The organism is Synechococcus sp. MU1617, assembly GCF_020514235.1.
Lineage (GTDB): Bacteria > Cyanobacteriota > Cyanobacteriia > PCC-6307 > Cyanobiaceae > Parasynechococcus.
The window spans coordinates 428,511-446,969 of record NZ_VTLB01000001.1 but is presented as its reverse complement, the minus strand read 5'-3'; the positions used below and the strand labels follow the sequence as shown (position 1 = coordinate 446,969).

Here is an 18,459-nt window from a genome sequence, read left to right as displayed (position 1 = left end):
ACTTCAACGTAACGCGTTGAATCGTTCTGGCAAAACGTCGTAGCGCAGCAGGTCATCCGGCTGCTCCCGTTTCTGCACCAGTTCCGCTGAACCGTCGTGCACCAGAACGGCAGCGGGCCTCGGGATCCGGTTGTAGTTCGAACTCATTGAGGCGTTGTAAGCACCGGTGGCAAACACGGCGACGATGTCACCGCTCTCGGTGGTGGGTAGGGGGAGGTCCTTCAGCAGCACATCGCCGGATTCGCAGTGCTTGCCCACCAAGTTCACACTTTCGTCTGGCTTGGCCAGCGGGCGATCGGCCAGGCAGCAGGTGTAGAGAGACTGGTAGGTGATCGGGCGAGGGTTGTCGCTCATGCCACCGTCGATGGCCACGTAGGTGCGCACGTTCGGGATCGTTTTGCGCGAGCCCACCGAATAAAGGGTCACGCCGGCGGTCGCCACAAGGGAACGACCCGGTTCGCACATCAACCGCGGCAGCTCGAGGCCCCGTTCCTGGCATGCGCTGGTGACCGCTTCGGCCACCACCTGGATCCACTGCTCAATGCTCGGGGGATCGTCCGATTCCACGTAGCGGATGCCCAGGCCACCGCCCACGTTGAGGTCGGTCACCGGATGGCCCAGCTCACGGGCCAGCTTCAGCTTGTCGGCCATTACCGCCGCCAGATCCCGGTGGGGCTCGAGTTCAAAAATCTGGGAGCCGATGTGGGCGTGAAGTCCGGTGAGTTGGGCCCAGGGTTGTCCCATAAGGCTGCGCAGCACGGGTTCCACCTGGTCGGGATCGAAGCCGAACTTGCTGTCCAGGTGACCGGTGCGGATGTATTCGTGCGTGTGGCACTCGATGCCGGGGGTGAAGCGCAGCATCAGACGAGCCGGTTCGGCTCCAGCGGGCACCAGTTCGGCGAGGCGATCCAGATCGTGCTGGTTGTCCACAACGATCGTCACTTTGTTGGCGTAGGCGAGCAGCAACTCCTCGTCGGATTTGTTGTTGCCGTGCAGCACCATGCGATCCCCGGGCATCCCCCCGCGCAGCGCCGTCAGCAATTCACCGGCTGACACGGCATCCAGACCCAGCCCCTCGGAGGCCGCCAGGCTGCTCATCACCAGAGAGCTGTTGGCTTTGGAGGCGTAGATCGGTAGGGATGGCCCGGCGTAATGCTTTTCCAGGGCCTGCCGGTAGGCCCGGCAGGTGGCCCGAACGGTCGCTTCATCCAGCACATACAACGGTGTGCCGTAACGCTCGGCCAGATCGCTGAGACGACACCCCCCAACAACAAGACGGTCGGTGCCGTCGAGTTCTGTGGTGATCGGGGTCAGGTTGCGATTGGGGCTCTCCGCATCCCGGTTGGCCTCGAAGGGCCGTTGACTGGTGATGGTTTGGGTCACGGAGTGGCGGCGTCGGAGGGCAATCTAAGAATCGACCCTGTAGAGGGCGGACAGATCCCGCAGATCCTGCGTCTTGATCCGTCCTGGCAGCAAGCCTGTCTGGCATTGGATCAACGGGCGCTCAACGGCCTCTGGACAGGAGAGCAATGGCGGCGGGAGCTGGACGACCCCCGGCGCCTCTGCATCGGTGTTGTGCAGATCGACGTCCTTTGGGGTGTGGCCTGTGGCTGGATGGTGGCCGATGAGCTGCACATCACTGCGGTGGCTGTGGATCCCGACAGGCGTCGCAGTGGCCATGGAGGTCTGCTTTTGCATGCACTGTTGCAACGGGCACGACAGCACGGTGCAGTGCACGCCACCCTCGAAGTGGCCAGCGACAACGTTGCCGCTCTGGCGCTTTACGCCAAAGCCGGTTTTCGCACCGCAGGCACCCGTTCCGGGTACTACTCCGATGGTCGCGACGCCCTCATTCTGTGGTGTCGCATCCCGTCACCTCCGTCGCCCACGTCGGCGGCTTGAAGTTGTTCGGTTTCCCGTCCCTGGGAGACAAAAAAGCGGTGAATCTTGTGGGATTCATTGATATTTTTTGTGCGCTTCAGGCCAGTCTCAGACTGGAAAGTGACCGAACAGACCGAACACTCGCAGCGATCCCTCAACCCTGATAGCTTGGTCACATCACTGCACTGGCCCAGCGATGTTTGAACGCTTTACCGAGAAGGCCATCAAGGTGATCATGCTGGCCCAGGAAGAGGCTCGCAGACTTGGTCACAACTTCGTTGGTACAGAACAAATCCTCCTCGGCCTGATCGGCGAGGGAACGGGCGTTGCCGCCAAGGTTCTCAAATCCATGGGGGTCAACCTCAAGGATGCTCGGGTTGAAGTTGAGAAAATCATCGGCCGTGGTTCCGGCTTCGTTGCCGTCGAGATCCCCTTCACGCCCCGCGCTAAGCGGGTGTTGGAGCTGTCTCTGGAAGAGGCTCGCCAGCTTGGTCATAACTACATCGGCACTGAGCACCTGCTGCTCGGTCTGATCCGTGAAGGCGAAGGTGTTGCTGCCCGTGTGTTGGAGAACCTCGGTGTCGACCTGGCCAAGGTGCGCACCCAAGTGATTCGCATGCTGGGTGAAACCGCTGAAGTCTCTGCCGGTGGCGGTGGCGGCGGTGGAAAGGGATCCACCAAAACTCCCACCCTCGACGAATTCGGCAACAACCTCACTCAGCTCGCCACCGAAGCGAAGCTTGACCCCGTGGTGGGTCGTCACAACGAGATCGACCGCGTCATCCAGATTCTGGGTCGCCGCACCAAGAACAACCCTGTTTTGATCGGCGAGCCGGGTGTCGGTAAGACCGCCATCGCTGAGGGTTTGGCCCAGCGCATTCAGCAGGGTGACATTCCTGACATCCTCGAAGACAAACGTGTTCTGACCCTTGATATCGGCCTGCTGGTGGCCGGCACCAAGTACCGAGGTGAGTTCGAAGAGCGCCTCAAAAAGATCATGGAGGAGATCAAGTCGGCGGGGAACGTGATTCTCGTGATCGACGAGGTGCACACCCTGATCGGTGCCGGTGCTGCTGAGGGGGCGATCGACGCCGCCAACATCCTCAAACCGGCCCTCGCCCGCGGCGAGCTCCAGTGCATCGGGGCCACCACCTTGGATGAGTACCGCAAGCACATCGAACGTGATGCTGCCCTGGAGCGCCGTTTCCAGCCGGTGAATGTGGGCGAGCCGTCCATCGACGACACCATCGAAATCCTGCGGGGCCTTCGCGAGCGTTACGAGCAGCACCACCGCCTCAAGATCACCGATGACGCCCTTATTGCGGCTGCAACCCTCGGCGATCGCTATATCTCGGATCGCTTCCTGCCCGACAAGGCCATCGACCTGATCGACGAAGCCGGTTCCCGGGTGCGTCTGCTCAATTCGAAGCTGCCCCCCGCGGCCAAGGAAGTGGACAAAGAACTGCGTTTGGTGCAGAAGGAGAAGGAGGATGCCGTCCGCGATCAGGACTTCACCAAGGCTGGTGAACTGCGCGAGAAGGAAGTGGAACTGCGTGAGCAGATCCGTTCTCTGCTTCAGACCAACAAGGATGAGGCCAAAGCCGACGCCAGCTCTGAAACCGGTGAAACGGCTGTTACCGAGGCGGCTGCCTTAGACAGTTCACCGATGGTGAACGAGGAGGACATCGCCCAGATCGTGGCTTCCTGGACCGGTGTTCCAGTGCAGAAACTCACCGAGAGCGAGTCGGTCAAGCTTCTCAACATGGAGGAAACTCTCCACCAGCGTCTGATCGGTCAGGACGAAGCCGTCAAGGCGGTGTCTAAGGCCATTCGCCGTGCCCGGGTCGGCTTAAAGAACCCCAACCGCCCGATCGCCAGCTTCATCTTTTCTGGCCCCACCGGTGTCGGTAAAACCGAGCTCACCAAAGCTCTGGCCACCTACTTCTTCGGCAGCGAGGAGGCGATGATCCGCCTCGACATGTCGGAATTCATGGAGCGCCACACGGTCAGCAAGCTGATCGGCTCGCCTCCGGGCTATGTGGGCTTCAACGAAGGCGGTCAGCTCACTGAGGCCGTGCGTCGCAGGCCTTACACCGTTGTGCTCTTCGACGAAATCGAAAAGGCGCACCCCGATGTGTTCAACCTGCTGCTGCAACTCCTGGAAGACGGTCGTCTGACCGACTCCAAAGGCCGCACAGTCGACTTCAAGAACACCCTGATCATCATGACCTCGAACATCGGTTCGAAGGTGATCGAGAAGGGTGGCGGCGGCCTCGGTTTCGAGTTCTCCGGTGAAAGCGCTGAGGAGTCTCAATACACCCGGATCCGTTCCCTGGTGAATGAGGAGCTCAAGCAGTACTTCCGGCCTGAATTCCTTAACCGTCTCGACGAAATCATCGTCTTCCGTCAGCTGAACCGCGACGAGGTCAAGGAGATTGCCGAGATCATGCTCAAGGAGGTCTTTGGCCGCATGGGCGAGAAGGGCATCACCCTTACGGTGTCCGATGCGTTCAAGGAGCGCCTGGTGGAGGAGGGCTACAACCCCGCCTATGGCGCACGTCCGCTGCGTAGGGCTGTCATGCGTCTTCTCGAGGATTCCCTCGCCGAAGAGGTGCTGTCTGGTCGGATCAAGGACGGCGACCATGCCGAAGTTGATGTCGATGAGAACAAGAAGGTGGTGGTCCGCCATAAGGGTCAGGTGGATACGGCACCGCAACTTGCCGGCGCCAGCGTCTGATGGTTCGATCCATCTCGTCCCACTCCATTGCCCCCGCCAGCGTTTTGCGGGGGGATGGGGCCTGGGATGAGGCCTTGCCTCAGATCAAATCCCTCTGCTCACGTCCGTTGGTGCTGGGTCGCAGTTCCTCCACGGCTGACCAGCGTCAGTGTTTGGTCGTGGATCTTCAGGCCCAAGGGCTACTCCCCGTTCAGGCTCAGCTTCAGTTCGACTGCTGTGAGCAGGATCTCCACAAAGTGGCTTTGGAAGCCCAGGGCTGCGACGCCGTTCTGGCAGCCGGGGGCGGAAAAGTGCTGGATGCCGGCAAGCTGCTGGCCCACCGCCTTTCCCTCCCCTGCATCACTGTTCCGCTGAGCGCCTCCACCTGTGCCGGTTGGACGGCTCTGTCCAACATCTATTCCCCTCAGGGTGCTTTCAAAGGGGATGTGGCCCTGGATCGTTGCCCTGATCTTCTTGTCTTCGATCACGGCTTGGTGCGCCAGGCCCCACCCCGCACCCTTGCCAGTGGTGTCGCTGATGCCCTGGCCAAGTGGTACGAAGCCTCAGTGAGCAGCGGCGACAGCTGCGATGGTCTGGTGCAGCAGGCCGTGCAGATGGCTCGGGTGCTGCGGGATCAACTGCTGATCGACAGCCTCACGGCTCTGGAAGATCCAGACAGTGCGGCCTGGGTGCGCACCGCCGAAGCCTGTGCTCTCACCGCCGGGGTGATGGGGGGACTGGGCGGCGCCCGTTGCCGCACTGTCGCGGCCCATGCCGTTCACAACGGCCTTACCCAGCTGGAGGCTTGTCACCACGTTCTCCATGGCGAGAAGGTGGGTTTCGGAATTCTTGTGCAGCTTCGCTTGGAGGAACGTCTGGGCGGCAACCGCCTTGCAGGTCAGGCGCATCGCCAGCTGCTGCCGTTGCTGCGACAGCTGGGTTTGCCTGTCAGCCTTGATGATCTGGGTCTGGCGCAGGCCAGCCTCAGTGAGTTGCAGGAGGTGTGTCGCTTCGCCTGCCGCGAGGGTTCCGATCTGCATCATTTGCCCTTCGCTGTAACGCCTGGTGCTTTGCTGGAGGCCCTTGTGGGTGCTGCGGAACTCAGCCCCATCAACCTTTGAAGACGCTTCTGGATCAACTGCGGCCGGCTCTGCTTGACCCGCAGGCCGAGTCCCTGGCTGCTGAGGTGCAGTGGTGGAATTTGCCTGGCCTGGGAGTCGATGATCCCTTCCCGGTTGCGGTGCTCGGCCAAGGCTCTCCGTTGTTGCTGCTGCATGGTTTCGACAGCAGTTTTCTCGAATACCGGCGCCTGGCTCCACTCCTGGCTGATCGCTTTCAGCTGTTTATCCCCGACCTGTTCGGCTTTGGCTTTTCGCCACGTCCCTTGGGTCTGACCTATGGGCCGCAGGCTGTTTTGCGACATCTCGATGCCCTGTTGGAGCGGCTTCCTACAGAGGCTCCAGTGGGCCTGATCGGTGCTTCGATGGGTGGCTCAGTGGCCGTGGAGTTGGCCCGGCGTCATCACGAGCGCGTGGCTTCTCTGCTGCTGCTTGCTCCAGCCGGTCTCACGGGGCGTCCGATGCCCGTGCCGCCCCTGCTGGATCGTGTTGGTGCCTGGTTCCTGGGTCGTCCCGGCGTGCGGCGGGGGCTTTGTCGCCAGGCCTTCGCCGATCCCGATACGGATGTGGGAGCTCCAGAAGAACAAATTGCCTCCTTGCACCTGCAATGCCCCGGCTGGGCTGAGGCGTTGGCAGCCTTCGCCCGCAGTGGTGGTTTCGCCGGATGTGGAGATCCCCTGCCCTCCCAATCACTGCATGTGATCTGGGGTGACAATGATCGGATTCTGCGTGCTCCGCAGAAACAGGCGCTTCAGGCCTTGCTGGATCAGCCTGTGGAGACCTTCCCCTCCTGCGGCCACCTCCCCCATATCGATCAGCCCCGCAAGGTGGCTGACCGTTGTCATGCGCTGTTGACCAATGGCTGATCCCGTTCTCAATGTGCTGGCAGGGGCCCTGCGCCTTTGGATTCGCAGCCAATGCGAGAGCCTCGGCAGCCTCGAGCTGGCCCTGAACGGTTCCACCTGGTCTTTGCTGCGGGGGCGTCTGGATGGCGTGACTCTCAAGGCGAGGGATGCCTGTTTTCAGGGGCTGCCCTTGCAGAGCGTGGAGTTGTGCAGCGGTCCGATTGCGGTGGACATGAAGCTGCTGAGTCCCGGTCAGATGTTGGCCCTGCAGCAGCCGTTCCAGGTGGAGGGAGAGGTGAGCTTCAACGGGCGTCAGCTCAACAGCGCTCTGCTGGCCGAACCCTGGCGCTGGCTCGGGGATTGGATGGCTGAGCAACTGATGGGCCTCAGCCCGTTGGGGGCTCTGCGTATTGAAGCGGATCTGCTCGAGTTGCAGGTGCCCGTCGCTGCTCATCAAGATCCTGCTCGCCGTCGCTTCCGCCTCAATGCTGAGCAGGGAACGTTGTGCTTCCGGCCGGAGACCGCCGATGAACCGTGCACCTTGCTTCCGATGGATCCTGCCATTCGGATCGTGCACGTGCAGCTGGCGAGTGGTCAGTTGGCCCTCAAAGGTCAGGCCAGCGTCACCCCATAGCGCTTGTTATGGGGCCAACAGCGGTTGGCACAGCGCGATGGCGTAAAAGACCACTGCTGGGGTGAACAGATAGCTGTCGATCCGGTCAAGGATTCCGCCATGGCCGGGCAGCACGTCACCGGAATCCTTCACGCCTGCATCGCGTTTCATCATCGATTCGGTCAGGTCTCCCACCAGGGCGAACAGAGCGATCAGTGCGCCCAGCAGCAGCCCCGGTAGGCCATGCAGGGGCCAACCCATCAGCTGGCCGCAGACCAGGCCGATCAGCATGGCTGAGATGAATCCACCGATCGCCCCTTCGATGGTTTTCCCGGGGGAGATCGGAGAGAGGGGCCGTCGCCCGTAGTGCCGTCCCACGGCCCAGGAGCCGATGTCGGTGGCGACGATCATCAAGCAGGCCGACAGCGTGATCTCCAGACCGTTGTCCAAACCGCGAAGACTTAGCCAGTGGCTGGGCAAAAAACCGAGGTAGAACAACCCGAAGATCGATGCCGCAATGTCGGCGATGGAACCCGTGACCGGTTGCAGCAGCAGCCAACCGCAGATGGCGGCTCCAGAGAGGGGCAAAACAGCATGGGCTACATCAGCCGGGAGTCCGCCCTGAATCGCCCACTGGGTGGTGAACAGCAGCAGTTGGCAAGCCACAAGGGTGGTTTTGGTGGCGGGGCGAATTCCCTTGAATTGCGCCATCCGGAAGAACTCGAGCAGGCCGAGGTGCACCATTCCCCCCAGCGCTGCGGTGAACCACCATCCCCCCAGGCTCACCACCAGCAGGCCGAAACCGCCTACACCCAGGCCACTGATTAACCGTTTTCGCAGCGCTGCTCGGGCCGTTGGGACTTGGCTCTGATCGAGGACAACCTCACGAATCACGCTGATTGGAGGCATCCTCAAGTCACCCTATCAATCGCCCTTGGAGAGGATCTCGAGCTTTACCGGCACTTCCCCCGCCTGCATCATTTTGAGCTGGGATGCGGCTCCATGGGCCAGATCGATCACCCGGTGGTATCTGAACGGGCCACGGTCATTGATTCTCACCACCACACTGCGGCCATTGCTCAGATTGGTGACGCGCACCTTGGTGCCAAAGGGGAGTGTGCGATGGGCCGCCGTCAGCGTGCCCTTGCGGAAGCGCTCACCATTGGCAGTTGTGCGGCCGTAAAACCCCGGCCCATACCAACTTGCGGCCCCCTGAACCACCTCGATCAGCTTGCTTGGCATGGCTGAGTCGGTTGCTATCGGTTTCGGAGGAGGGGCTGGCAGGGGCCTGACCGGGACGGCCTCCAGGATTCCTGTGATCTCTTCGCTCTCCTGGATGGCCTTAATCACGAACTCTTCGCCATGGGGGCTGGCCGCAACGGAGGGGCCCAGCATCAGCGCCATCAGCAGCGATGTCAGAGGTTTCATCCACCGCAGCCGAATGCGTGGATTGAAGCGGCTGTGGGGTTGGATTTCACCCCCCGTTCACCACAGACAGCGTGTCGGGCATTTGGTCTCCCCAGAACAGCTGCTGGCGCTCGAGCCAGCTCTGCCGCTGACGATCCAGCCGTTCGCCGGGAATCAGCAGGGGGATACCAGGGGGGTAAGGGCACAGCAATTCAGCCGCAATGCATCCCTCCGCGTCCTTCAACGCCACCTGGTGATGCACAGCCGTCCAGGCCTGGCTGGGTGACTGCGCTGTGGTGGTGACCAGTGGCAGCGGTGGGGCTTCGAACGCCGGCAAGGGAGCGCGATCGGGAAAGTGCTGCAGCAGGTTCTGCCAGTGGTGTCGCATTTGGCGCCCCAGCCCTCTGTGGCGTGCCAGCCCCAGGCAGAAGGTGAGGGTGGCTGGTTCCGGTAATTCGCCTACCAGCCCGCGGGCCAGAAACCATTCGTCGGCATCCAGGCCAGTGATTCCGGCCTGGCCTGTGTGCAGGATCAGGCGCAGCGGATCCTGGTTGTGCAGCAGAGGTACGCCGCTGTTGCGTAGGCCCTCGCCGAGCTCTTCAGCCTCCTGCAGACGCCGCAGCAATTGCCGGCGTCCCTTGAGGCGTTGCCAGTGTTGAAGGGCTTCTTCGCAGGAGGCCAGCAGCAGCGCACTGGGGCTGGTGGTCTGCAGCAAGCCCAGGCTGCGTTCCACCCGCACGGGATCCAGACGCTCCCCCTGCAGCCAGAGCACCGCTGTTTGCGCCAGAGCAGCCGCTGATTTCTGCAGGGAATGCACCACCAGATCAGCGCCGCAATGCAGGGCGCTGGGGGGGAGGGGGTGATCCACTCCTGCAGCGAAATGACAGCCGTGGGCTTCATCCACCAGAACGCAACAGCCCTGTTGCTGCAGCCGCTGAATCACCGCCGTCGGGTCATTGGCATAGCCCTGGTAGGTGGGATGCACCAGAACCGCAGCACGGATGGGTGCTCCGTCGGAGGGCAGAGCCTCCAGCACCCGTTCGATCCAAGCTGCATCTGCCGGTGCCGGCTGGCCGCAATCGCTTTGGAAGGGGAGATCGAACAGCACCGGCCGTAGGTCCCCAAGAACGCAGGCCTGAATCAGGCTGCGATGGACATTGCGGGGCAGCAGGACCCGCTCTCCCGGCCGGACCATGGCCAGCAGTGCGGCCTGCAGCAACCCCGTGGCCCCGTTCACCCCGTACCAGCAGCGCTCCACACCCATCTGTGCCGCGGCGAAGCGTTGGCTTTCTGCGATGGCGCCGTCTGCTTCCAGCGGACCGCCAAGGGCTGGCAGTTCCGGCAGATCCCAGATGCCAGCGCGGCGGCGCAGCAATTGACGCAGTCCATCCGGGAGGGCAGCCCCCCGTCCATGGGCCGGCAGAAAAAGGGGCTGACCGATTCGACGGGTGAGCTGGGGCAGAAGCGCCATCGAATCCGCCTGATCTCCTTAAAGTCTCTCTCTGTATTAATCGCGATGCGATGCGTTACGACCCCGGGCGGGATCTGGCCTGGTTGCTGCTGCGTCCCTGGGTCGCCATTCCGCGCCTAGTCCATGTGCTGTGGTCCTTGGCGGGGCTTGTGCTGGTGTTGCTGCTGCGTGGAGGCAGCAGTGACCCCGCCGTTCAGCAGGGGCTGGCGCGTCGCATTCTCAACACCCTGACGGGGCTGGGGCCCTGCTTCATCAAGCTGGGGCAGGCTCTCTCCACCCGACCGGATCTGGTGCGTCGGGATTGGCTGGAGGAACTAACGCGCCTGCAGGACGATCTGCCGGCCTTTCCCCATGCCACCGCCCTGGCCTGCATTCGCGAGGAACTCGGTGCTCCGGCCGAGGAGTTGTTTGAGGAGTTCCCCGACTCGCCGATTGCCGCTGCCAGTCTTGGCCAGGTTTACAAAGCCCGTTTGCAGGGCCAGCACTGGGTTGCGGTGAAAGTGCAGCGCCCCAATCTCAGCTTCATTCTGCGGCGGGATCTGGTGTTGATCCGGGCCTTGGGGGTGATGGCGGCGCCGCTGTTGCCGCTCAACCTGGGTTTCGGCCTGGGCGGAATCATTGATGAGTTTGGCCGCAGCCTGTTTGAGGAGATCGATTACGGCCTGGAAGCGGCCAATGCCGAGCGGTTTTCGGCTCTCTTCGCGGACAACGATGCGGTCTACATCCCGAAGGTGGAGCGGATGCTCAGCTCCACTCGGGTGTTGACCACCACCTGGATCGATGGCGCCAAGATGCGCAACAGCGAAGAGCTGCGCTCTCAAAGTCTTGATCCAACGGCGTTGATCCGCACCGGCGTGATCTGCGGCCTACAGCAGCTGTTGGAGTTCGGCTATTTCCACGCCGACCCTCACCCCGGCAACCTCTTCGCCCTGCCGGGTCGCACCGGCGATCTCGGCCATGTGGGGTATGTCGACTTCGGAATGATGGACTCCATCAGCGACAGCGACCGGCTCACCCTCACTGGTGCTGTGGTGCACCTGATCAACCGTGATTTCTCTGAGTTGGCCAAGGACTTCCAATCCCTCGGTTTCCTCAGCCCCACGGCCGATCTCACACCGATCATTCCTGCTCTCCAAGAGGTGCTCGGCGGCAGTCTTGGCGACTCGGTTGGATCGTTCAACTTCAAGGCGATCACCGATCGTTTTTCGGAGCTGATGTTCGATTACCCCTTCCGGGTGCCGGCTCGCTTCGCCCTGATCATCCGTGCCGTTGTTAGCCAGGAAGGTCTTGCTCTGCGGCTCGATCCGAACTTCCGGATCATTGCTGTGGCCTATCCCTATGTGGCCCGTCGACTGTTGGCGGGAGACACCAGCGAGATGCGAGAGAAGCTGCTGGAGGTGATCTTTGATGAGTCAGGCCGCCTGCGCCTGGATCGGTTGGAAAGTTTGCTGGACGTGGTGGGTCAGGACGCTCCCGCTCCAGGGAAGGAACTGATCCCTGTGGCCGGGGCAGGCCTGCGGCTTCTGTTCAGCCGAGATGGTGCTGACCTGCGCAAGCGTCTTCTGATGACGCTGATCCGTGACGATCGTCTGCACACCGACGACGTGCGTGCCCTTGTCGGACTGCTCGGACGCACCTTCGGCCCTGGGCGTCTGGCCGGTGGGTTCCTGAGGGTTCTCAATCCCCTGGCGGCAGCGTGAGGCTGAGATCACGACTCCAGCGAGATTGCCGAACTCACCGCTAAGGTCTCAGCTCTTTGAGATCGGCGTCGATGCCTGAGGAGATCAGCGCCCAGGAGCTTGAGCAGCTGCTCCAGATGATGACTCTGCCCCAGCCCCCCTACCTACTGGCTGGCATTGGTCTGTTGATGGGTGTGCTCTGCGGCCTGACCTTCGGCCGTCAGGTGCAGAACAAGTTGGATGGCTGGAAGCAAGACCGGCTCCCCCTGTTGCCACTGGGGACAGCAGAGATCAACCTCAGCTATGCCGGCACCCTCATCGGGGTGACGCTGTTCATTGGGTGTTGTCTTCAGATCTTCGGGTTTGCCTCAGGCGCTGCCCTGCTGGTTGCCCTGCTGCTCTCGCTGCTGACCGGTGGAGCTTTGTTTTCTCAGCTCGAGCGCCTGATGCAGCAGGTTGAAGCGGGCAAGTTCAAAGCGGTTGACTTCGACAACTTCGACGAATTCTTCTGAGCTTCGTCTGACCTGGTCGTTTCTCGTTCGTGATCTGAGCCCTTAAGCGAAGCCGCTGTTCTGTTTGAAAGAGAGTGGCCGCGAAGCAGAATGGTTATCAACCACTCCTTTTGGAGATGACAACCCTTTCTGCGGCTGTCTCCACAAGTCGTCTCCTCGTTGTGGAAGACGATGACAGTATTCGGGAAACAGTCGGAGAGGCCTTGCGTGCGGAGGGTTTCGAGGTTCACACCTGCGCCGATGGCGCCTCAGCCCTCAACCTGATCACGGCTGACAGTTCAGACCCATTGGATCTGATTGTCCTCGATCTGATGCTCCCGGGTTTGGGGGGGCTTGATCTTTGCCGTGAGCTCCGTCGCATTAACAACACCACCCCGATCCTGGTGATCAGCGCCCGTGACAGCGAGACCGATCGGGTGCTTGGGCTGGAGGTGGGTGCCGACGATTACCTGGTCAAACCCTTTGGGCTGCGCGAGCTGGTGGCACGCTGCAGGGCCTTGCTGCGGCGATCCCGTCAGACGGAGACGTCGTCGTCCGAACCGAAATCCCTCAGTCACGCCAACCTTTGCCTGTTTCCCAGTGAATGCAGGGTCACCCGGGATGGCACTGACCTCACTCTCTCCCCCAAGGAATACAAGATTCTCGAGCTGTTCATTCAGAACCCCAAGCGCGTCTGGAGTCGCGATCAGCTGCTGGAGAAAATCTGGGGTGTCGACTTCATCGGTGACACCAAAACCGTGGATGTTCACATCCGCTGGCTGCGGGAAAAGGTTGAGCAGGAGCCCTCATCTCCTCAATTGATTCGTACGGTCCGCGGCTTCGGGTATCGCTTCGGCTGAGGGTCCTGTGGTGATCTCTGCCGCACTCGGCTTTGCAGCTGGTATCGGGATCACGCTTCTGTTGCAGCGTCGACGCCGTGCCCTGGCGTCCAAGCGTGCGCCCAAGGACCGCTCCATCGTCTTGAACGCTCCCCAGCTGCTGGCCTGGATTGATGCGGCCACCCAGGGCTGGGTGATTTTGGCCCCGGATCACTCCATTGCCTACATCAACGATCGGGCCGAACGGCTGCTGCATATCCCCTCCAATCGCCTGGTTCGTGGCATGAAGCTCCGGGATGTCCTCGACATTCCTGCCTTGGAGGAGTTGATCTTCAGCAGCCGCTATCAACTGCGTCCCCAGCGTTGTGAATGGGATCAACAGGGGACCCCGCTGGAGGCCGTTGTTCTGCCGGGCAGTGATGAATGCTGGCTGGTGCTGATCCAGAGCCGTCAGTCCCTCGAAGCCCAGCAACAGCAGCAGGAACGCTGGGTGAGTGATGTGGCCCATGAGCTCAAGACTCCCCTCACCGCCCTGATGCTGGTGAGCGATCGGCTGGAACTTGCCGTCAAGGAAGAAGACACGGCTCTGGTGCAACGGCTGCAGAAGGAACTCCGGCGTCTTCAGCTGCTGGTGGAAGACCTGCTGGAGCTGTCGCGGTTGGAGAACAGCCTGCCCCAGGACGACAGCGACCATGTGCCCCTCACCCTGGAGGATCTGGTGGACAGTGCCTGGGGATCCATTGGCCCGATCGCGGAGGAACGGCGGGTGACGCTGCAGCTGGACCGCAGCGAATCCGGGCCCCTGCTTGGTGATCAGCGCCGTTTACACCGTGCGGTGCTCAACCTTCTCGACAATGCACTGCGCTACTCCCCGGAGGACAGCAGCGTTGATGTGAGCGTGCGCCAGAGCGGCGGTTGGTGGTCGCTCAGCATTCGTGACCATGGCCCTGGATTGAGTGAGACCGATCTCACGCGCATGTTTCAACGCTTCTATCGGGGGGATCCTTCCCGCGCCCGCTCCAACCGCAGCGGCAGTGGCCTTGGACTGGCGATCGTTCAGCAGATCGCCGTGAACCATGGCGGCCGCATCGAAGCCCGTAATCATCCCGTCGGCGGAGCCTGCATGGAGCTGCTGCTGCCCCGAGATCCCCTGGGATGACGCGCCAGCGCCTGCAGAAACTGATCGCTGCTGCCGGTCTCTGCTCAAGACGCCGGGCTGAGGAATGGCTGCAGGCCGGCCGTGTGACGGTGGACGGCCAGGTTGCCCGCGTTGGCGACCAGGCCGATCCGCAGCAGCAAACGATTTGTGTGGATGGTCAGCCCTTGCCATGCCGTGGTGTGGCAAGGGTGCTGCTGATGAACAAGCCGGTGGGTGTGATCTGCAGCTGTGATGATCCCCAGGGTCGCCGCACGGTTCTTGACCTGCTTCCTCCGGAGCATCGGGCTGGTCTTCACCCCGTTGGTCGTCTGGATGCCGACAGCCATGGCGTGCTTCTGCTCACCGATCTGGGTGAGCTCACCTTGAAACTCACTCACCCGCGTTACAGCCACGCCAAGACCTACCGGGTGTGGGTGAAGGGTGTACCACCGGAGCCGGTTCTGGACCGCTGGCGTCGGGGTCTGCCCCTGGATGGGCGCTTGACCCGCCCCGCCAGGGTGCGCCGGTTGCGGGCTTGGGGCGACCGTTCACTTCTGGAGATTGAGCTGCGGGAAGGTCGCAACCGACAGATCCGCCGGATCGCGGAAGCCCTGGGCCATCCGGTGCTGGACCTCCAGCGCACGGCGATTGCCGGGTTGCGGCTCGGTGATCTGGCTGAGGGGTGCTGGATCTGGTTGAGCGAGGGAGAATGGAAGCCCCTGATCGAGCGGGCTGATTCGATGAATCTGCCCAACAGCCCATGCGACTGAAGCGTCCAGGACTTTGGTGGCGACGTCCCCGCAAGGGGGCCAGCCCTGATGCCGGCACGATTGAGGCCCAGGAGCAGCAGCGTCTGGATCTGGGGCTGATGCTGCGGCGACGCCGTGAGGAACTTGGCCTCTCGCTTCGTGATCTGGCCAATGAAACCCGGATCACCACCCCCGTGATCGAGGCCCTGGAGCGGGGCTGGCGTGATCGTCTGCCAGAGCGGGCCTATCTCGCCTCGATGCTCCCTCAGATCGAGCGTCGCCTGGCCCTGCCCGGTGGATGCCTCGATCCTCTGCTCCCCCCGCCGGTGTTGCTCCGCCGCGGACCCGCTAAAGCGGGTTTGGGCCGCTTCACCCTGGGCAACATCGATGTGTTCACCACCTGGCAGGGAACGGTCGTTTACGCGGCGGTGATCGCCTTCAGCCTGCTGGCCATCAACCGTCAACAACAGGACCTGGCCCTGCGCAACAGCCTCAGCCTCGAGCCCGTGCGTGCCGACGTTGAGGCGATCACACGAGGCCCGAACCTGGCGAGTTCAGACGAAGGCATCGCGGCCCTGCGACCCCTGGAACAGGTCCAGAAACGCACGCCTCAGCAGTGGCTTGAGCTGGTGCGGGGCGCCCTGCCGCAGTCCCAGGGGGTGCTGGAGGTGGTGGTGGCTGAGCCCAGAGAGCTGCGGCTTTCCAGCGGTGGGGGAGATCGGGTTCAGTTCACGACGAGTGCCGGCAGGTTGACGCTGCAGTTGCTTGCCCCGATTGAGGTCCGCCTGGATCCCCCGGCTGGTGCCGTGGATCAGGTGCTCTGGAACGGAGAGCCTCTGCCTGTGGATCAAGAGCGGCCGGGGATCTACCGGGTCAACAAATTGCCGGCTCCCGAAAGCGACCGTCCCCAGACCGCTCCCCTGCTCCCGTAGCCGCCAAGGGCATTCCCCAGCGCGGCGTCAAAGCTGCAGAGTCTCCAGCTCCAGTTGCCTGTGCTGGTACCTGGGGTGTTGAACCTGGCCCGGTCGTCCAGGTGCATCAGGTCCTGCAGTGGGGCGATCACCAGGCCTGCGGTCGTAGCAAAGGCCATATCGAGCAGATGCCAGGCCGGAGCCGTGATCTCACCATTCACCCGAGCAGCGATGCGACCACGGCTGTCGGCATCCAAAGCGTTCCACCAGCCCAGGGTTGTGGGGTTGTCATGGGTGCCGGTGTAAACGACCCATCGATGCCCATCAGTGTTTTCCGGCAGATAGGGGTTGTCGCGCTCGCCGTCGAACGCGAATTGCAGCACTTTCATTCCCGGCAACCGGAAGGCATCGCGGAGTTCCTCCACATCCGGTGTGATCACGCCGAGATCCTCGGCAATCAAGGGGAGGGCACCACCGGCATCCCTGCGCAGTTTGCGCAGCAGGGCATGACCTGGGGAGGGCTGCCACTGACCATTCTCAGCGGTGCTGTCACCACCGGGGACGGCCCAGAAGGCCGCGAGGGCCCGGAAGTGATCCAGGCGCAGCAGATCCACAAACTCCCGCTGGCGCGCAATTCTTTGCCGCCACCAGCGGAACCGCGTGATCCGATGCTGTCCCCAGCGGTACACCGGTGAGCCCCACAGCTGTCCGGTTTCCGAGAAGTAATCGGGTGGCACACCGCTTTGGGTGGTGAGTTGTCCGTTCTCTTTGACGGTGAATAAGGAACGGTTGCTCCAGACATCGGCGCTGTCACTACTCACATAGAAGGGCAGATCGCCAAACAGCTGGATGCCCAGGTTGGCCGCTTGATGGCGGATCGCCTGCCACTGCCGATCGAGGTGCCACTGGATCAGTTTTTCGCGCAGCAGCGCGTCATGGTGTTGCTCCGCCCAAGCCCGTAGGGCCTTGTTGTCATGCCGGGCCAGGGGGAGCGGCCACTCCCACCAAGCGGTTCCGTGTTGATCGTGCAGGACCTGGAAACGGGAATGGTCGACCAGCCAGGAGCGTTGCTGGTGCGTCCAGCGCTTGAAGTCGGCATGTCGCTCTGGGGCTTGATCAGGCCAGGCTGCAAGTAGTGCCTCCCCCAGGGCATCGGCCCGTTGCTGGGCGAGGCTGAAGTCCACACTCTCAGCTCCCTCCAGCGGTGCATCAGCTCCTGGAGCAGCCCTGAGGGCTTCATCGCTGATGTATCCCTCCTTGGCCAGGTCCTGGCCGTCGAGAAACCAGGGGTTCAGGGCATTGCAAGAGGGAGAGCTGTAGGGCGAGCCGGTGGGATCCGGCGGGGCCAAGGGCAGCATCTGCCAGACGCCGATGTCATGGTCGGCCAGCAGCTGGAGCCAACGGCGACAGGGCTCTCCAAAGCTGCCGCAGATGGGGCTGCCCGGCAGGGCGGTGGGATGCAGCAACACCCCGGTACTGCGCCCAGGTTCAGCCTTGGCCTGGTCAACAGTGGACTGATCCATGGGGGCCTCTTCGTCTCCCAAGGATGGCTGCTTCAGAAAAGTGCGGCATCCCCCAGGTCCTGCCCGGCCATGCCCTCCCGTGCCACACGCTCGAAGAACTGCTCCAGCGTGTCGGTCCCATAGGACGGAGTGGCGGCCGCGTCGTAGCACTGCTTCTTCTCGTCCCAGACGAGCATCGATTCGCTGGCGTAGTAGCGGCCGATTCGTCCAAACTCCGCCGTGTCGTTGATGCCCGGGAACAGCCGAGCCAGGGCGTCCAGAAGGGCGATCGGTGCATCCATCAAGGCAATCGGCACCGACAGCATCCGCTCGGGCTTGTTCAGCGCACGGAAGAGCATCTCTCCCTGCTCCCGGGCGCTCAGCGCCGGACCCGGCCCCCCGATGGGCAGCACCTGGTTGCGTTTGGACTCGTCATGGATGCAGTCCGCCATGAAACGGGCCAGATCGCCTTCGCTGATCGGCTTGCAGCTGGCCATGGTTCCGCCTCCGAACATCACATAGGGGCCACCCTTGCGGCAGCTTTCCACCTGACCGCCCAGGCTTTTGAAGAAGGCGGTGGGGCGAACGATGGAGTGGGTCATGTCCTCGTCCGCCTGCAACACGGCTTCGAAGGCCAGCTTCGCCTTCTGAAATTCCAGCAGTGGTTTCTGCACGCAGATGGCTGAGAGCAGCACGAAATGGGCCACCCCGGCCGCTCGTCCCTGCTCATAGGTGTTGAGGGTTGCTGCATGGTCAATCGCCCAGGAATCCTTGCGGCCGCCGGTGCGGGAGGCCAGGCAACTCACCACCACATCCGTGGGTTGATCGAAGGCCTCGGCCGCGATCGAGGCTGGATCGGTGACATCCCCGAAGCGCACCTCAGCTCCGGGGAAATCGGCGATGACCTCGTCCTTGCTTTGGCGACCACCGATGCCGCTGCGGTCGCGGGCGAAGGCGATCACCTGGTAGCCCCGTTCCACCAGCTCCTTCACCACAAAACGGCCGATGTAGCCCGTGGCTCCGAACACGACCACGCGCACCTGTTCGGGTGGTCGGCTGCGGTAGTCGTGGCGGAGGGACATCGATGACGGCTTCACGG

17 protein-coding genes are annotated in these 18,459 nt (G+C 62.5%); 11 read left to right on the top strand and 6 right to left on the bottom strand.

What is annotated here, in order from left to right:
• Positions 1-3: 3 nt before the first annotated feature.
• Complete coding sequence (gene lysA / locus FZZ90_RS02465; protein ID WP_226424177.1) at positions 4-1,383, bottom strand: diaminopimelate decarboxylase; 1,380 nt, start codon at positions 1,381-1,383, stop codon at positions 4-6.
• Positions 1,384-1,386: 3 nt separating this feature from the next.
• Between lysA and FZZ90_RS02460 the strand changes: the two genes are divergently transcribed.
• The 5 genes from FZZ90_RS02460 to FZZ90_RS02440 all read left to right on the top strand — a co-directional run bounded on the left by FZZ90_RS02460 (position 1,387) and on the right by FZZ90_RS02440 (position 7,194).
• Entirely contained in the window at positions 1,387-1,902 is a 516-nt protein-coding gene (locus tag FZZ90_RS02460; protein ID WP_226424176.1) for a GNAT family N-acetyltransferase, read from the top strand.
• 175 nt (positions 1,903-2,077) lie between these two features.
• Positions 2,078-4,618 carry an ATP-dependent Clp protease ATP-binding subunit gene (locus FZZ90_RS02455; protein WP_226424175.1) on the top strand — a complete coding sequence of 847 codons (2,541 nt, stop codon included), beginning with the start codon at positions 2,078-2,080 and terminating at the stop codon, positions 4,616-4,618.
• The gene (locus tag FZZ90_RS02450; protein ID WP_226424174.1) at positions 4,618-5,718 is read left to right on the top strand and encodes an iron-containing alcohol dehydrogenase family protein; all 1,101 of its coding nucleotides are present in this window, start codon (positions 4,618-4,620) and stop codon (positions 5,716-5,718) included. The genes FZZ90_RS02455 and FZZ90_RS02450 overlap by 1 nt, the downstream gene beginning before the upstream one ends.
• On the top strand, positions 5,715-6,581 hold the full coding sequence (locus FZZ90_RS02445; protein ID WP_226424173.1) for an alpha/beta fold hydrolase: 867 nt from the start codon (positions 5,715-5,717) through the stop codon (positions 6,579-6,581). Before FZZ90_RS02450 ends, FZZ90_RS02445 begins: the two co-directional genes overlap by 4 nt.
• Positions 6,574-7,194 (top strand): LmeA family phospholipid-binding protein, encoded by a 621-nt coding sequence (locus FZZ90_RS02440; RefSeq protein WP_226424172.1) that lies wholly within the window; start codon positions 6,574-6,576, stop codon positions 7,192-7,194. The genes FZZ90_RS02445 and FZZ90_RS02440 overlap by 8 nt, the downstream gene beginning before the upstream one ends.
• A gap of 6 nt (positions 7,195-7,200) precedes the next feature.
• Here the strand turns inward: FZZ90_RS02440 and FZZ90_RS02435 are convergent, their stop codons facing one another.
• Genes FZZ90_RS02435 through FZZ90_RS02425 form a run of 3 tightly spaced genes read right to left on the bottom strand, consistent with a single transcriptional unit; the run spans position 7,201 to position 10,051 of the window.
• A complete protein-coding gene (locus tag FZZ90_RS02435; protein WP_226424171.1) occupies positions 7,201-8,082 on the bottom strand; it encodes a phosphatidate cytidylyltransferase in 882 nt (293 codons plus the stop codon).
• Between the two features lie 15 nt (positions 8,083-8,097).
• Complete coding sequence (locus tag FZZ90_RS02430) at positions 8,098-8,601, bottom strand: septal ring lytic transglycosylase RlpA family protein (protein ID WP_226424170.1); 504 nt, start codon at positions 8,599-8,601, stop codon at positions 8,098-8,100.
• Between the two features lie 46 nt (positions 8,602-8,647).
• Positions 8,648-10,051, bottom strand: a complete 1,404-nt coding sequence (locus tag FZZ90_RS02425) for an aminotransferase class I/II-fold pyridoxal phosphate-dependent enzyme (RefSeq protein ID WP_226424169.1) — start codon at positions 10,049-10,051, stop codon at positions 8,648-8,650.
• Positions 10,052-10,101: 50 nt separating this feature from the next.
• Here FZZ90_RS02425 and FZZ90_RS02420 point away from each other — a divergent pair, with 50 nt between their 5' ends.
• The 6 genes from FZZ90_RS02420 (at position 10,102) to FZZ90_RS02395 (ending at position 15,879) form a co-directional block, all read left to right on the top strand.
• Positions 10,102-11,751, top strand: coding sequence for an AarF/ABC1/UbiB kinase family protein (locus tag FZZ90_RS02420; RefSeq protein WP_226424168.1), 1,650 nt, complete (start codon positions 10,102-10,104; stop codon positions 11,749-11,751).
• Between the two features lie 71 nt (positions 11,752-11,822).
• On the top strand, positions 11,823-12,242 hold the full coding sequence (locus FZZ90_RS02415; RefSeq protein WP_186497386.1) for a hypothetical protein: 420 nt from the start codon (positions 11,823-11,825) through the stop codon (positions 12,240-12,242).
• 116 nt (positions 12,243-12,358) lie between these two features.
• A complete protein-coding gene (locus FZZ90_RS02410; protein WP_226424167.1) occupies positions 12,359-13,081 on the top strand; it encodes a response regulator transcription factor in 723 nt (240 codons plus the stop codon).
• Positions 13,082-13,088: 7 nt separating this feature from the next.
• A complete protein-coding gene (locus FZZ90_RS02405; protein WP_226424166.1) occupies positions 13,089-14,219 on the top strand; it encodes a HAMP domain-containing sensor histidine kinase in 1,131 nt (376 codons plus the stop codon).
• A complete protein-coding gene (locus tag FZZ90_RS02400) occupies positions 14,216-14,968 on the top strand; it encodes a pseudouridine synthase (protein WP_226424165.1) in 753 nt (250 codons plus the stop codon). The genes FZZ90_RS02405 and FZZ90_RS02400 overlap by 4 nt, the downstream gene beginning before the upstream one ends.
• Positions 14,959-15,879 carry a RodZ family helix-turn-helix domain-containing protein gene (locus FZZ90_RS02395; RefSeq protein WP_226424164.1) on the top strand — a complete coding sequence of 307 codons (921 nt, stop codon included), beginning with the start codon at positions 14,959-14,961 and terminating at the stop codon, positions 15,877-15,879. The genes FZZ90_RS02400 and FZZ90_RS02395 overlap by 10 nt, the downstream gene beginning before the upstream one ends.
• Here FZZ90_RS02395 and malQ read toward each other — a convergent pair.
• Positions 15,813-17,381 (bottom strand): 4-alpha-glucanotransferase, encoded by a 1,569-nt coding sequence (malQ, locus tag FZZ90_RS02390; protein WP_226424163.1) that lies wholly within the window; start codon positions 17,379-17,381, stop codon positions 15,813-15,815. The two genes, FZZ90_RS02395 and malQ, sit on opposite strands and share 67 nt — an antisense overlap.
• A 32-nt stretch (positions 17,382-17,413) precedes the next feature.
• Positions 17,414-18,442: an NAD(P)-dependent oxidoreductase gene (locus tag FZZ90_RS02385; RefSeq protein WP_226424162.1), complete on the bottom strand. Its 1,029-nt coding sequence runs from the start codon at positions 18,440-18,442 to the stop codon at positions 17,414-17,416.
• Positions 18,443-18,459: the final 17 nt, after the last annotated feature.